The sequence below is a fragment of the uncultured Algibacter sp. genome, from assembly GCF_947487605.1.
GTDB lineage: Bacteria > Bacteroidota > Bacteroidia > Flavobacteriales > Flavobacteriaceae > Algibacter_D.
This window is the reverse complement of sequence record NZ_CANKXK010000001.1, coordinates 45,124-60,290: the sequence shown is the minus strand read 5'-3', so window position 1 is coordinate 60,290 and position 15,167 is coordinate 45,124. Positions and strand designations below refer to the sequence as shown.

Sequence of the window (15,167 nt, the reverse complement as noted above, 5' to 3'; positions counted from 1 at the left end):
TATATTGGAATAATCTTAATTATTGCTTTTCAATCCACAAACGTGCATTCACAAAAGCCTCTAACCAAGGCGATACTTCATCTTTACGTCCATCAGGATAGTTAGCCCAATTCCATTGGAATGTAGAACGTTCAATATGTGGCATCGTTACTAAATGACGCCCTGTTTTATCACTCATCATGGCCGTATTAAAGTCAGAACCATTAGGATTATGAGGGTAGCCTTCGTATCCATATTTAGCAACTATATGATATTGTTCTTCTGAATATGGTAAACTGAATTTACCTTCACCGTGCGAAATCCAAACTCCCAAAGTTGAACCCGCCAATGTTGAAAGCATCACTGAATTATTCTCTTGAATCTTTACAGAAGTAAATGAACTCTCGTGTTTATGAGACTCATTATGATGCATTTTCCCATGAACCTCGTGGTTTGGATTAATGAGGTCTAATTCCATCCAAAGTTGACAACCATTACAAATACCAACTGACAAAGTATCTTCTCTAGCAAAGAAATCTTTAATAACTTTATTCGCCTTTTCGTTATATTTAATGGCACCTGCCCAACCTTTAGCAGAACCTAAAACATCAGAGTTAGAAAAACCACCCACAGCGCCTAAAAACTGTATATCTTCTAGGGTTTCACGACCAGAAATTAAATCGGTCATGTGTACATCTTTCACATCAAAACCAGCTAAATACATAGCGTTTGCCATTTCGCGTTCTGAGTTAGAGCCTTTTTCACGAAGAATAGCAGCCTTTGGTCTTGCTTTTCCAATTACAGGTAATTTCCCAGTAAAATGTTTAGGGAATGTATATTGTAAAGGTTGATTTTTATAATTATCAAAACGGTCTTGTGCTAAGCCATTTGCGGTTTGTTTTTGGTCTAATAAGAATGATGTTTTATACCAAACATCGCGTAATCTTGAAACAGTTAATGTAAATACTTCAGCATTATTAATGATGCTTAACGTATCGCTTTCAGTTACTTTTCCAATATTGAAAAACTCGATATTTGCATCAGATAAGGTTTTTTCAATAGAAGCATCTTTCGCTTGAATTACTATACCTGAATTTTCAGCAAATAATATTTTAAACGAATCTTTTTCATTTAATGCTGAAATGTCTAATGCAGCACCTAAGTTCGTATCAGCAAAACAAAGTTCTAATAGTGTAGTAATTAAACCACCAGAAGCTACATCGTGTCCCGCAACAATTTGTTCCTGTCTTATTAAATCTTGGATGGTATTAAAAACCGTTTTTACGTAGCCAGCATCTTTTACATTTGGCGCATCGTTTCCAATTTTATTTAAAACTTGTGCAAACGAACTTCCACCTAATTTAAAATCATCTTGGGAAATGTTGATATAATAAATTGCACCAGCATTTTTATTAAAAACAGGCTCTACAACTTTAGTAATATCGTTACAATTGGCTGCTGCCGAAATAATAACCGTACCAGGAGAAATTACATCTTCATTCGGGTATTTCTGCTTCATTGATAACGAATCTTTTCCTGTAGGGACATTAATCCCTAAATCAATTGCGAATTCAGAAATCGCTTCAACCGCTTGGTACAAACGCGCGTCTTCACCTTCATTTTTACAAGGCCACATCCAGTTAGCCGATAAGGAAACCGAGTGTAAATCATCTTTCAAAGGCGCCCAAATAATATTAGTTAAGGCTTCGGTAATTGAGTTTCTACTACCAGCTATGGGATTAATTAACCCAGAAATAGGGGAGTGCCCAATGGATGTTGCAATACCTTCTTTTCCTTTATAATCCAATGCCATAACACCAACGTTGTTTAAAGGAATTTGTAACGGACCAACGCATTGTTGTTTTGCCACTTTTCCGCCAACACAACGGTCAACTTTATTTGTTAACCAATCTTTACAAGCAACCGCTTCCAGTTGTAACACTTGCTCTAAATAGTCATGGAAATTATCAGCATTATATACAACATCACTATAGTTACGTGCCACTGTATTATCCGTCATCACCGTTTTTGGCGAACTACCAAACATATCCTCCATAGCTAAATCCATAGGTTTGTGTCCGTTGGTTTTAGATTCAAAAGTAAACCTATCATCACCAGTAACATCACCTACGGTGTACATTGGAGAACGCTCGCGGTCTGCAATTTTATGTAAAGTATCAATATGTTTTTCTCCAATAACCAATCCCATACGTTCTTGAGATTCGTTACCAATAATTTCTTTATCAGAAAGGGTAGGGTCTCCAACAGGTAAGGCATCCAAATCTATTTTTCCACCAGTATCTTCAACTAATTCAGATAAACAGTTAAGGTGTCCACCAGCACCGTGATCATGAATAGAAACTATAAAGTTTTCATCACTTTCAACCATACCACGAACCGCATTTGCGGCACGTTTTTGCATTTCTGGGTTAGAACGCTGTACTGCGTTTAATTCAATACCAGAAGCAAATTCACCAGTATCAGCCGATGATACCGCAGCACCACCCATACCAATTCGGTAATTCTCGCCACCTAGAATTACTATTTTATCGCCCGTTTTAGGGGTGTCTTTTAAAGCTTGGTCGGCTTTTCCATAGCCAATACCACCCGCTTGCATAATCACTTTATCGAAGCCTAACTTGCGCTGAGACCCTTCGACTGCGCTCAGGGTGACATCTGAATTTTCATCATGTTCAAAAGTTAGAACCGAACCACAAATTAATGGTTGCCCAAATTTGTTACCAAAGTCTGATGCACCGTTAGATGCTTTTATTAAAATATCCATTGGGGTTTGGTATAACCAATCGCGTTCTGCAACACCTTTTTCCCAAGGGCGATTATCTTCCAATCTAGAATACGAAGTCATATAAACCGCAGTTCCAGCTAAAGGAAGCGACCCTTTTCCGCCTGCTAATCTATCTCTAATTTCACCACCAGAACCCGTAGCTGCACCGTTAAAAGGCTCAACTGTTGTTGGAAAGTTATGCGTTTCTGCTTTAAGGGAAATCACAGACTCATAATCTTCAGTAGTATAATAATCAGGGATATCGGCACGTTTTGGAGCAAATTGTTCCACTTTCGGGCCTTTAATAAACGCCACATTATCTTTATAAGCCGAAACAATATCGTTAGGATGTTGTTTCGATGTTTCTTTAATTAATTTGAATAACGAGGTTGGTTTTTCCTCGCCATCAATTACAAATGTGCCATTAAAAATTTTATGGCGGCAATGTTCAGAGTTTACTTGCGAAAACCCAAACACTTCAGAGTCCGTTAATGGTCTGCCAATCTTCTTCGCAATACCTTCCAGATACGCCACCTCTTCATCACTTAACGATAAACCCTCTTGTGTATTATAAGCAGCAATATCCTCAATATTTAAAATCGGTTCTGGTTCAATATCAATGGTGAAAGATTCTTGATTCAACCCATTAAATTTCTCAGAAATCATTGGGTCAAAATTCTTAAAACCTTCGGCAACCGCTTCAAATTCCTCAATTCTAATAATGTCTAGAATGCCCATGTTTTGGGTAATCTCAACCGCATTGGTACTCCAAGGCGTAATCATAGCGGCACGCGGACCAACAAAAAAAGCATCCAATGATGCTTGCTCTATTTTAGGCTGGTTGCCAAAAAGCCATGTTAATTTCGAAATGGTTTCGGTAGATAATTCTTTTGTTGTTTGAACAGCAAACACCTTGCTATTTACGTTTCCAAAGAAATGAATCATTATGTATTGGTTTGTGTGTGTTTAAAGAAAGTGCAAATTTACTTCTTTTTAATGGAATTTAAAGTAAATGTAAAGTGGAAAAACGAGAGTTATCCACTAGGTTTTTAACAGAGGAATAATGTCTATTACACCTACATATTAATTTTGATTATTGTTTAATCAGTTTTTTTAAACTACTACCTTGTTTAGAGGTTAGTTTTACCACGTATATACCATTACTAAGATTGGAGATATCGACAGAGTTGTTTTTTTTGTCAATATTTTTTACGAGCACTTGTTTTCCAATTACATTATAAATGATTACTTCAAGGTTTTGTGTTGCAGAGAAGTAAAGAAAATTATCTTGTACGGGGTTAGGGTGCATTTTAATAGACGATATGCTATGATTTTGTGTAGATAAAAGGTTTCCCCAAATAGATAGTACATACTCTGGACTATCAATAAAGGGGTTTCTGTTATTTTGATGTTTGAAAATTTCTTCGTTTCTATCTCTTTCCTTATCACTTACGGGATCATTAATGTGCCAATCATATAGCATGTCTAAAGCCCATTGTTCAAAAACTTTAAAGCTAGAACCATCAAGCATGCTATTTCCGTTTGAATTGTTTAGTTCCCAGCTAGCAATTTCATCTTGATATCTAACGGCTACATAAAATAAACCTCTTGCAATATCTCCTTTGTATATATCTATTGGCTCAAAGACTAATGCAGTAGGTCCAGAAATGCTACTAGTACCTAATTTTGAGCCATTTCCAGTTGTACTTGAAGGAGTGCTTACTTCTCCATAAGCATAGTTAGCTCTTAAAGCATTTACCGATTTATCTGAGGGTATAATATGAAATGCATCTGCTTGCATGGGATGATTATTTATATCTCCAAACCAACTTTTAGGAAATGTATGTTCTCTATTGTATTTTTCGCACTCTCCAGAAACTGAACCGCCAGTATCTTGGTTTGTGCCAAATGTAAAATTACAATTACTATACATATCCCAAACCTTACCATCATTTCTTATATCTGATGTTTGATATAAAGTCCATAAATCTCCATAGGTTACAGATGTATCATGGAAAGCTTGATTATTCAAATCATTAACTTCATCAATAATTAGATGAAGAGCGGTCTTTAAATTTGAACCTGTTTTTCCATTAGCATCATTATAGTAGCCAGATGGTATCTGTGCAAATCCAATTGATGTAATTAATAAAAAAAGAATGTATTGTTGTTTCATATTAATTAAACTTTTCTTTCTAAAAGCGCCATATAAAACCCATCAAAACCATTTTCATGAGCTAATATTTTTTTGTCTTTTACAAATATAAAATCTTTTCCTGATTCTGACTTTAAGAAATTGTCAACCTGATTTTGATTTTCCGATGGTAATACAGAGCAGGTAGCATATACTAATTTACCACCAGATTTCACCATTCTTGAATATTGTTGCAATACTTCTTGTTGCGTAATTCTTATACGGTCTAAGAACGCAGGTTCTAATTTCCATTTGGCATCTGGGTTTCTTCGTAAAACACCTAAACCAGAACATGGCGCATCTATTAAAACACGATCGGCTTTATTATATAATTTTTTAATTGGCTTGGTAGAGTCGATCACCTTTAAATCGATGTTATGAACGCCATTACGTCTTGCACGTACTTTTAATTTTTTGAGCTTACTTTCATAAATATCCATCGCTACTATTTGCCCTTTATTTTCCATTAAAGAAGCGATATGTAAAGTTTTGCCTCCAGCACCAGCACAGGTGTCTACGACTTTCATGCCTGGAGCTACATCTAAGAAGTCTGCAACCAATTGTGATGAGGCGTCTTGGACTTCGAAATAGCCTTTTTTAAAGGCATCGGTTACAAAAACGTTGGCACGTTCTACTAACTTTAATGCAGAGTTGTAACCTTTTAGGAATTCGGTTTCTATGCCCTCATCAGACAGTATGTTTTGTAAATTTTCCTTTGTGGTTTTTAATGTGTTGGTTCTTAAAATAACTTCTGCTTGCTCGTTTTGCATCGCTATTTCTTTTGTCCACTTGTCTTCGCCTAATTCTTCTAAACCTATTTCATCTATCCAATCTGGAATAGATTCTCTTAATTTTCTAATTTTTGAAAATTCGTCAAAGCGTCCTTTAATTTTGCGAGTTGGTGTATTTTCAAAATATTTCCAATCAGGTAATTTAACACCTTTTAAGGTCGCCCAAACAGCAAACATGCGCCATAAATTATCACGATTAAAAGGTTCTTTAACTTCGGCAATTTCTGCATATAAGCGCTTCCACCTAACAATATCATAAGTGGTTTCAGCTACAAAGCCTCTGTCGCGAGAGCCCCAGCGTTTATCGCGTTTTAATAATTGTTGAATCACTTTATCGGCATAAGCCCCTTCGTTAAAAATTAGGGTTAATCCGTCTATGACTGCAAAGCAAAGGTTTCTGTGTAATCGCATGTTGTTTTTTATCAATCTGCAAAGGTAGTTATTATGTTTATTAATATGAATAGAATACACCTAATTAAACCTTTCTGTTTTTATAAGGTCTAAAACCAAATTGCTTTACTAAATGAGACTATTCTATTTAAAATTAATATTTCTATTTGCTGTTCTTTCAGGATGCAGCAATGCTCAAGACGTCGATGTTGTTAATCAAGAAGAAGAAGAGCAGGAACAGGAGAATACAACTTCACAACCAAATATATTACTAGTAATAGCTGATGATATGGGGTTAGATGCCACACCTGGTTATAATATAGCAGATATTAAACCAAGCATGCCTAATTTAGAGTCACTTATGAGTAATGGTATCAAGTTTACTAACTTTTGGTCTTATCCATTATGTACACCAACTCGAGCAAGTATAATAACAGGTAAATATGGATTTAGAACAAACGTAACAAATGTAGGGCAGAACTTATCGAGTAATGAAGAGTCTATACAAAGTTATTTAGATGCTATGAATTCTGGGTATAGTCATGCTGTAATTGGTAAATGGCATTTATCTGGAAATATTAACCATCCAAATGCTATTGGTGTTGATAACTACGCAGGAGTCCTAGGTGGCGGGGTGCAATCTTATTGGAATTGGAATTTGGTAGAAAATATGCAAAGCTCTAATACTGGCGAATACACCACGACTAAGTTTACAGATTTAGCAATAAATTGGATAGTAAATCAAAATCAGCCTTGGTTTTTGTGGTTGGCTTATAATGCGCCGCATACTCCTTTTCATTTACCACCAAACGAATTGCATTCGCAAGGTGTTTTAGCTGAAGATCAATCAAGCATAGATGCAAATCCTTTACCATATTACTTGGCTATGATTGAAGCTATGGATTCTGAAATGGGAAGATTATTTAACGCGATGAGTCAAGAAGAAAGAGATAATACAGTCATTATTTTTATTGGAGATAATGGTACACCTAATCAGGTAGCACAAACATATTCTAATCGTCGTGTAAAGGGTAGTATATATCAAGGAGGTATAAATGTACCAATGATAATTTCGGGAAAAAACATTGATCGCTTAGGAGTAGAGGAAGATGCGCTTCTTGGTACAACAGACTTGTTCGCTACTATAGCAGGAATAGCTGGTTCTAATAATTCTGAAATAAATGATAGTAAGAATTTTAAATCTATGTTTAATACAGCTGGAGTCACTGTTAGAGATTATGCGTATAGTGAGATTGGTGATGATATAAATAATTTGGATTACACCATTAGAAATAACGAATACAAACTCATGAAATTTAATAATGGTAACGAAGCTCTTTATCATTTAACTGAAGATCCTTTTGAATCAATTAATCTATTAAATGCTAATCGACTTCCATTATCCGAAGAAGCTCAGTTGGCAAAAAATGCCTTAGAGGCTGAAATTATAAACATTAAAAATCAATAATAAAACCCAAATATTATGAAACATTTAAAATATTCTTTAAGGTTAGGCCTGTTATTATTGTTAATCGTTGTGGCATGTTCTAGTGGCGATGAGATGGAAACAATGCAAGAACAGGAACAAGAAGAAGTAAATACAGGTACTAACTACGATATTAGTAATATACTTTCAAAATTTGATGGTACAGGTTTGTCTTATCAAGTTAATGGTAATACAGTTACGTTTACTACTGCAGATTTACCAAATCATACAAGTCCTTACTGGGATACTAGTAATCCATTGTATGAAGCTTATAATGGGACTAATGTTAATTGGAATCAAAATCCAGGTTCGATTGGTGCGCAAAATATTGTATTTACTATAACATTAAATCCAGAAGAAGCAACTAATAAAGAGGCTACTCCTATGGGGCCAATTGGTATTTCTAGAAATGGCGTTGTATTTTTTAATCAATATGCAGCAGGAGGGTCACCATTGGCTCGAGAAATAGATACTTTCGATCAATGGTTAGGTCACCCTGCTATGACAACCTATCATTATCATATAGAACCCGTATACTTAACCGAGCAATTTGGAAATGATGCATTTTTAGGATTATTAGCAGACGGGTTTCCAGTTTATGGGCCAATCGAAAATGGAGTAACTATAACAAATAGCGATTTAGATGCTTATCATGGGCATACTTCAGTAACACCAGATTTTCCAGAGGGCATTTATCATTATCACATTACTGGTGAGGATCCATATTTAAATGGAAACGGCTTTTTTGGAACACCAGGAAACATATCTCGTTAATTGAAATTTAGAATCATACATATTACTTTTATTTTTGTTTTGATGCTTTCTTGTAATGAGTCATCAAATAGTATTGTAGAGCATGCAGATTCAAGATTAAGATTAGCAAATGGTGTTTTGCTATATGATGAATCACCTTTTTCAGGAACATTAATTTCAAAGTATACTTCGAAGCAATTAAAATCTGAAATTCAATATGCAGATGGCAAGAAAAATGGTTTAGAAAAAAAATGGGCACAAAATGGCAATGTAATTGAAATGCGTTTCTATACCAATGGTTTTAAATCTGGCATACATAAAGCTAGTTGGGCAGATGGAACACCAAAATTCGAATACCACTTTAATAACCTAGGTGAGTTTCATGGAACAGTTAAAGAATGGACGCAATCTGGTTTGCTATACATGAGTTTTAATTATACCAATGGTAAAGAAGCTGGTGGCCAACGTTTATGGAAATTAGATGGTAGTATTAAAGCCAATTATGAAGTAGTAAATGGAGAGCGTTTTGGATTGATAGGTTTGAAAAAATGTTATACAGTAACTCTTAATGAAGATGAAATTAAATAAATATTTTTGTTATCCTGTCCCGAAAGCTTTTGGGGTTGTTTCAGTATCTCAAAAAAGTATGATGTCATTTCGAGCAATTCCGATTTTTAGAGGGATTATATCGAGGCATCTTTATTTAATAGTATTACTTTTTTTAAGCTTTTTATCATGCAAAAATCAATCAAAAGAAACTACTATTACAGAGGTTGCAAGATTACCCTATTTCAATTCCGCAGATTTCACACCTGAATGGGAAACACCAGTGCATAAAATCCCTGAATTTTCGTTTACAAATCAAAAGGGTGAGGTTGTAAATAATAATACATATAAAGGAAAAATTTACATCGCAGATTTTTTCTTCACTAGCTGCCCTGGTATTTGTCCAAAACTTACCAAGAACATGGCTAGTTTGCAAGAAGCATATAAAAATGATAATACTATTAAGTTGCTGTCGCATACTGTAATGCCTTGGAAAGATTCAATTCCCGTTTTAAAAGAATATGCGAAAAGAAATGGAGTAAATGATGAAAAATGGAATCTTGTTACTGGTAATAAAGATGCGCTTTATAATATTGCTAGGAAAGGTTATTTTGCCGACGAAGATTTTATAAAAACCCAAGATGATAGTAATTTTATCCACACAGAAAATTTTGTTTTAGTCGATAAAAATGGATACATAAGAGGTGTATATAATGGTACTTTAGAGGTTGATGTCCTACGATTAAAACGACATATTGATATTCTCAAAAAAGAAATTTAATTCAATTGATGGTTTTTTGATGAAAAGCTTCGTGATTCTTCATGAAGCTTTTTTACTTTTATGAAAATTTAAAATTGTGAAGCGAATCGTTTTGGTAATTATAATTTGTGCTTTTGTTTTTTCTTGTAATGAGAAACCTAAATATCAACCTAGAAATGTTTCTAAAGTAGAAATTAAAATACTTTTAGAAGATTCATTGTTGAATGTTAGAGCTATAGAAATTGATAAAGATGGTATTGGTTTCGCTACATCAAATGGTGAAATAGGTGGAGAGACTTATAGTTTTCTAAACGATGGCAATATAGTTGCTAAATCTATTCAGCTTAAACATGATAGTATTATCCCAAATTTCAGATCATTGGCTTTTACAAATAAAGGCGGTTATCTTTTAAGTATTAGTTTCCTTGCACTTCTTTATAAAGTCTCAAAGGATTCAATTAAATTGGTTTACAAAGAAACCCATCCCAAAGCCTTTTACGACTCTATGGATTTTTGGAACGACCAAGAGGGTATTGCTATTGGCGACCCAACAGACGATTGTATGAGTATCATCATCACTAGAGATGGTGGTAATACATGGGATAAATTGTCCTGTGATGATTTACCAAAAGCAAAAAAGGGCGAAGCAGCATTTGCAGCAAGTGACACAAATATTGCAATAGTTGGCGAACATACTTGGGTAGCAACAGGAGGAATAGCAAGCAGAGTTTTGTACTCTGCAGATAAAGGTAAAACTTGGGACGTATTCGAAACACCAATAGTTCAAGGCAAAGAAACAACTGGCATGTATTCCATCGATTTTTATAATGAAAAAATTGGTTTTGCTGTTGGAGGTGATTATACGCAACCAGATAACAATACAGCTAATAAAATTAGAACGACTAATGGTGGTAAAACATGGGAGTTAGTTGCAGAAAATAAGAATCCAGGCTATAGAAGTTGTGTTCAATTTGTGCCTAATGGTAAAGGAAAGGAACTCGTTGCATTAGGTTTTAAAGGCATAGATTATTCTAACGATTTTGGAGTTTCATGGAAACACTTAAGCGATGAAGGGTTTTACACCATCCGATTTTTAAACGATTCTATTGCCTATGCTGCTGGAAATGGTCGAATTTCCAAGCTAATTTTCAAATAAGCACACACCTTAAAATTTTCAAGAAAGACTTCTTCTAAACTATCACTAAAATATTTTAGTGACATTATGACATTTTTATAATATTGGCAGTACTTTTGCCAACTCAAATATTGTATTGCACAAATTAAGTTTAGCATGAGTAAGAAAAGTAAAAAAGATATAGTAGAAGAACAGGTTGCTAATGCAGAAACCGAAACGGTTGAGGTAGAAGAGCAAGTTATTGAAGAACAAACGGTTGAAGAAAAACTTCAAGCCGAGGTACAACAAGAAAAAGATAAGTTTTTAAGGCTTTTTGCAGAGTTTGAAAACTATAAAAAACGAACGACAAGAGAACGTATAGAATTATTTTCTACCGCGAGTGAAGATGTTATGAAAACATTATTGCCAATTCTTGACGATTTCGAGCGTGCATTGACACATATTGAAGAGGATAAAGAAGCTGAAGAACTACGCAAAGGTGTTTTGCTTATTTATCAAAAGTTAGTTAATTCTTTAGAGCAAAAAGGTTTAAAGGTAATGACTGTAGAAAAAGGCAGTACTTTTGATGCAGATAATCACGAAGCAATAACTCAAATCCCTGCACCAAGTGATGATTTAAAAGGAAAAATTATTGATGTTGTTGAAAAAGGGTATACACTTGGAGATAAAATCATTCGCTTCCCAAAAGTTGTTATAGGGCAATAAAATATACACATGGCAAAAAGAGATTATTACGAAATATTAGGGATTAGCAAAGGAGCTAGTGATTCCGAAATAAAAAAAGCTTACAGAAAAAAAGCGATTCAATTTCATCCAGATAAAAATCCAGATGATAAGGATGCAGAAGCTAAATTTAAGGAAGCAGCCGAAGCCTATGAAGTCTTAAGCAATGCCGATAAGAAAGCACGTTACGACCAATTCGGTCACCAAGCATTTGAAAATGGTGGTGGCTTTGGTGGCGGAGGCATGAATATGGACGACATATTCAGTCAATTTGGCGATATTTTTGGTGGTGGTTTTGGTGGTGGATTCTCTGGCTTTGGTGGCGGTGGTCAACGTCGTGTTAAGGGAAGTAATTTGCGTATTCGCGTAAAACTTACTTTAGAAGAAATTGCCAATGGCGTAGAGAAAAAAATAAAAGTAAAACGAAAGGTTCAAGCTCCAGGCACAACATATAAAACATGTTCTACATGTAACGGTAGCGGGCAAGTTACTAGAATAGCTAATACTATTTTAGGAAGAATGCAAACTTCTGCACCTTGTAATGTATGTGGAGGTGCAGGGCAAACCATTGATATAAAACCAGCCGATGCAGATGCTCAAGGTCTTAAAATAGCAGAAGAAACGGTTTCTATTAAAATTCCAGCAGGTGTTGTCGATGGCATGCAGCTTAAAGTGTCTAGTAAAGGAAATGAAGCACCAGGTAATGGAATTTCAGGAGATTTATTGGTTGCTATAGAAGAAATAGAGCATGATAAATTACAACGAGAAGGCGACAATTTGCATTACGATTTGTATGTAAGTTACCCAGACGCGGTTTTAGGAACTTCTAAAGAAATAGATACTGTTACAGGAAAAGTACGTATTAAAGTTGAAGCAGGTGTTCAATCTGGTAAAATATTACGCTTGCGCGGAAAAGGTATCCCAAGTATTAACGGTTATGGAAAAGGTGATTTGTTAGTTCATGTAAATGTTTGGACACCAAAAACATTAAGCAAACAACAAAAAGAGTTTTTTGAAACCATGCGGGATGACGAACATTTTTCGCCAAAACCTGAAAGTTCAGATAAGTCTTTCTTTGAAAAAGTCAAGGATATGTTTTCTTAGTTAAACATCATAAAATTTTAGATAATCTGCCTAAAAGTAGATTGTTTTTTAGAACAACTTATTTAATAGTTTTGCTATTAGTATTGAAAAAAAAACTATATTTGATGTATCACTAATTTATTTTAGTGATAATTTTTCTTTTTCATAGCAATTTTTTTCCCATCCTTAATTAGTTTTAAGGGTGGGTTTTGTTTTTTTTAGCTTTAGCAAAATTCATACATTAAAGTTTATAACATTTAATATATTTACAAATACCATTTATATTCAAAAAACAGGAATGAAAAACCTCTTAGAAGTTAATCAAGTTTCTAAAAATTTCGGAGCTTTTAAAGCTTTAAACCAAGTATCCATATCAGTACCAAAAGGTAGTATTTTTGGCTTGTTAGGTCCTAATGGTGCTGGAAAAACAACATTGATTAGAATTATCAATCAAATTACAATGCCAGATGAAGGAACAGTTCATTTAGATGGTGAATTGCTTCGGGATACTCATATAAAAGATATTGGGTATTTACCAGAAGAACGTGGGTTGTATAAGTCTATGAAAGTTGGAGAACAGGCATTATATTTAGCGCAATTAAAAGGATTGACACATTCTGAAGCAAAAACACGATTAAAGTATTGGTTCGATCGTTTTGATATAAGTGATTGGTGGAATAAGAAGATACAAGAATTATCTAAAGGGATGGCACAAAAAATACAATTTGTAGTTACTGTGTTGCATCAACCTAAATTGCTCATTTTTGATGAACCCTTCTCTGGATTTGATCCTATAAACGCTAATATTATAAAGGATGAAATCTTACGTTTGAGAGAAGAAGGGGCGACTGTTATTTTTTCAACACATAGAATGGAATCTGTTGAAGAGCTATGTGATGATATTGCTTTAATTCATAAATCAAATAAGATTTTAGCTGGGAAACTCATTGATGTAAAAAGAAAGTACAAAGCCAATACTTATGAAGTAGGCATTAGAGCAACAAATAAAGAACTGCTTCAAACTGAATTATCTCAAAAATTTGATATTTCCCAAGCTAGTTTCAAAACACTCGAAGATGAATTGAAATTAAATATTAAGCTATCAGATTCAGAAAAACCAAACGATTTATTGAGTTATTTAGGTTCTAGAGGGGAAGTATCTCACTTTGTTGAGTTAATTCCAAGTGTAAACGATATTTTTATTCAAACAGTAAAGAATCATTAATTTATGAATCATTTACCACTAATTATTAAGCGTGAATATTTAACAAAAGTTAAGAACAAATCATTTATAGTCATGACTATTTTAAGTCCGATGATTATGATTGCACTCATAGCTGTAGTGGCTTATTTATCACAATTAAATAATGATAAAGTTCGTAATATTTCCGTTTTAGATGAATCTGGTTTAGTGCAAGATATCTTTAAAGATTCAGAAAAAATAAAGTATGACGTTTTAAAGGGAATTTCTTTAGAAAATGCTATGTTATTATCCATAAAATCAGAAACTTATGGGTTGCTACATATAGCAAAAATTGAAGATTTAAATACGGTGTCAAATCATGTTAAATTTTATTCAGAAGAGTCTCCCTCTATAACAGTAATTTCAGATTTGGAAGATCAATTAGAAAGTAAATTAACAAACATTAATCTTCAAAATAACGGCGTTGATTTAGGTTTAATTGAGTCATCTAAAATTAAGGTGAATATGATTCAGGAGAGTTTTGAAGGAGAAGAAACATCTAAGATTGATAGTATTGTGAAACTTATTTTTGGTGGTGCCGCAGGATACTTGTTATTCATGTTTATTATTATTTATGGCAACATGATAATGCGCAGTGTTATTGAGGAAAAGACCAGCAGAATAATAGAAGTTATAATTTCATCTGTAAAACCAGTGCAATTAATGCTTGGTAAAATTATAGGAACTTCACTTGCTGGAATCACCCAATTTGTGATTTGGCTGGTTTTAGGAGGGTTACTTATGCTTATAGTGTCATCAGTTCTAGGTATTGATTTTGCACAAATGCAATCACCACAGCAAGAAATGATGAAACAAGCTATGGAGAATCCAGAAATGAGTATGAAAGTTCAAGATATTATGATGGCTTTTTTCAATATGCCGTTAACTAATTTAGTTGTAGCTTTTATATTGTTCTTTATTAGTGGTTATCTACTGTATAGTTCGCTATATGCTGCAATAGGTGCAGCAGTAGATAATGAAACAGATACACAACAGTTTTTGCTGCCCATTTTAATGCCCTTAATTTTGGCAGTATATATTGGTATTTTTACAGTAATTGAAGATCCACATGGAACTGTATCAACGGTATTTTCGTTTATTCCGTTAACATCACCAGTGGTTATGCTCATGAGAATTCCGTTTGGAGTTCCCATATGGCAGCAAATAGTTTCATTACTATTTTTGGTAGGGACTTTTATGGGAACGGTCTGGTTTGCAGCAAAAATTTATCGTGTGGGTATTTTAATGTATGGTAAAAAACCAAGTTATAAGGAATTAATTAAATGGATTAAGTACTAA

12 protein-coding genes are annotated in these 15,167 nt (G+C 34.1%); 9 read left to right on the top strand and 3 right to left on the bottom strand.

Annotated elements, in window-relative coordinates; all coding sequences use genetic code 11:
- Positions 1-19: 19 nt before the first annotated feature.
- The 3 genes from purL to Q0739_RS00275 all read right to left on the bottom strand — a co-directional run bounded on the left by purL (position 20) and on the right by Q0739_RS00275 (position 6,160).
- Positions 20-3,709 (bottom strand): phosphoribosylformylglycinamidine synthase, encoded by a 3,690-nt coding sequence (purL, locus tag Q0739_RS00285; protein WP_298236695.1) that lies wholly within the window; start codon positions 3,707-3,709, stop codon positions 20-22.
- A 148-nt stretch (positions 3,710-3,857) separates the two neighbouring features.
- A complete protein-coding gene (locus tag Q0739_RS00280; protein WP_298236694.1) occupies positions 3,858-4,940 on the bottom strand; it encodes an endonuclease in 1,083 nt (360 codons plus the stop codon).
- 5 nt (positions 4,941-4,945) lie between these two features.
- Positions 4,946-6,160 (bottom strand): methyltransferase domain-containing protein, encoded by a 1,215-nt coding sequence (locus tag Q0739_RS00275; protein WP_298236693.1) that lies wholly within the window; start codon positions 6,158-6,160, stop codon positions 4,946-4,948.
- Positions 6,161-6,272: 112 nt separating this feature from the next.
- On the opposite strand from Q0739_RS00275, the gene Q0739_RS00270 reads away from it, so the two are divergent.
- The 9 genes from Q0739_RS00270 (at position 6,273) to Q0739_RS00230 (ending at position 15,167) form a co-directional block, all read left to right on the top strand.
- On the top strand, positions 6,273-7,607 hold the full coding sequence (locus Q0739_RS00270; RefSeq protein WP_298236692.1) for a sulfatase-like hydrolase/transferase: 1,335 nt from the start codon (positions 6,273-6,275) through the stop codon (positions 7,605-7,607).
- A gap of 15 nt (positions 7,608-7,622) precedes the next feature.
- Entirely contained in the window at positions 7,623-8,399 is a 777-nt protein-coding gene (locus Q0739_RS00265; protein WP_298236691.1) for a YHYH protein, read from the top strand.
- Positions 8,400-8,966 (top strand): hypothetical protein, encoded by a 567-nt coding sequence (locus Q0739_RS00260; protein WP_298236690.1) that lies wholly within the window; start codon positions 8,400-8,402, stop codon positions 8,964-8,966. It abuts the gene before it with no gap.
- Entirely contained in the window at positions 8,953-9,705 is a 753-nt protein-coding gene (locus tag Q0739_RS00255) for an SCO family protein (protein ID WP_298236689.1), read from the top strand. Before Q0739_RS00260 ends, Q0739_RS00255 begins: the two co-directional genes overlap by 14 nt.
- 76 nt (positions 9,706-9,781) lie before the next feature.
- Positions 9,782-10,840, top strand: a complete 1,059-nt coding sequence (locus tag Q0739_RS00250) for an oxidoreductase (RefSeq protein WP_298236688.1) — start codon at positions 9,782-9,784, stop codon at positions 10,838-10,840.
- Between the two features lie 135 nt (positions 10,841-10,975).
- On the top strand, positions 10,976-11,524 hold the full coding sequence (locus Q0739_RS00245) for a nucleotide exchange factor GrpE (protein WP_298236687.1): 549 nt from the start codon (positions 10,976-10,978) through the stop codon (positions 11,522-11,524).
- Positions 11,525-11,533: 9 nt separating this feature from the next.
- The gene (gene dnaJ, locus Q0739_RS00240; RefSeq protein ID WP_298236686.1) at positions 11,534-12,646 is read left to right on the top strand and encodes a molecular chaperone DnaJ; all 1,113 of its coding nucleotides are present in this window, start codon (positions 11,534-11,536) and stop codon (positions 12,644-12,646) included.
- Positions 12,647-12,923: 277 nt separating this feature from the next.
- Positions 12,924-13,850: an ATP-binding cassette domain-containing protein gene (locus Q0739_RS00235; protein WP_298236685.1), complete on the top strand. Its 927-nt coding sequence runs from the start codon at positions 12,924-12,926 to the stop codon at positions 13,848-13,850.
- Between the two features lie 3 nt (positions 13,851-13,853).
- Entirely contained in the window at positions 13,854-15,167 is a 1,314-nt protein-coding gene (locus Q0739_RS00230) for an ABC transporter permease (RefSeq protein ID WP_298236684.1), read from the top strand.

Excerpts from the sequence above, each read along its gene's own strand:
- Q0739_RS00255 (WP_298236689.1), top strand. The coding sequence starts at position 8,953 with ATGAAATTAAATAAATATTTTTGTTATCCTGTCCCGAAAGCTTTTGGG.
- Q0739_RS00270 (WP_298236692.1), top strand. The coding sequence starts at position 6,273 with ATGAGACTATTCTATTTAAAATTAATATTTCTATTTGCTGTTCTTTCA.
- dnaJ (WP_298236686.1), top strand. The coding sequence starts at position 11,534 with ATGGCAAAAAGAGATTATTACGAAATATTAGGGATTAGCAAAGGAGCT.
- Q0739_RS00265 (WP_298236691.1), top strand. The coding sequence starts at position 7,623 with ATGAAACATTTAAAATATTCTTTAAGGTTAGGCCTGTTATTATTGTTA.
- Q0739_RS00230 (WP_298236684.1), top strand. The coding sequence starts at position 13,854 with ATGAATCATTTACCACTAATTATTAAGCGTGAATATTTAACAAAAGTT.
- Q0739_RS00275 (WP_298236693.1), bottom strand. The coding sequence starts at position 6,160 with ATGCGATTACACAGAAACCTTTGCTTTGCAGTCATAGACGGATTAACC.
- Q0739_RS00280 (WP_298236694.1), bottom strand. The coding sequence starts at position 4,940 with ATGAAACAACAATACATTCTTTTTTTATTAATTACATCAATTGGATTT.
- Q0739_RS00245 (WP_298236687.1), top strand. The coding sequence starts at position 10,976 with ATGAGTAAGAAAAGTAAAAAAGATATAGTAGAAGAACAGGTTGCTAAT.
- Q0739_RS00235 (WP_298236685.1), top strand. The coding sequence starts at position 12,924 with ATGAAAAACCTCTTAGAAGTTAATCAAGTTTCTAAAAATTTCGGAGCT.
- purL (WP_298236695.1), bottom strand. The coding sequence starts at position 3,709 with ATGATTCATTTCTTTGGAAACGTAAATAGCAAGGTGTTTGCTGTTCAA.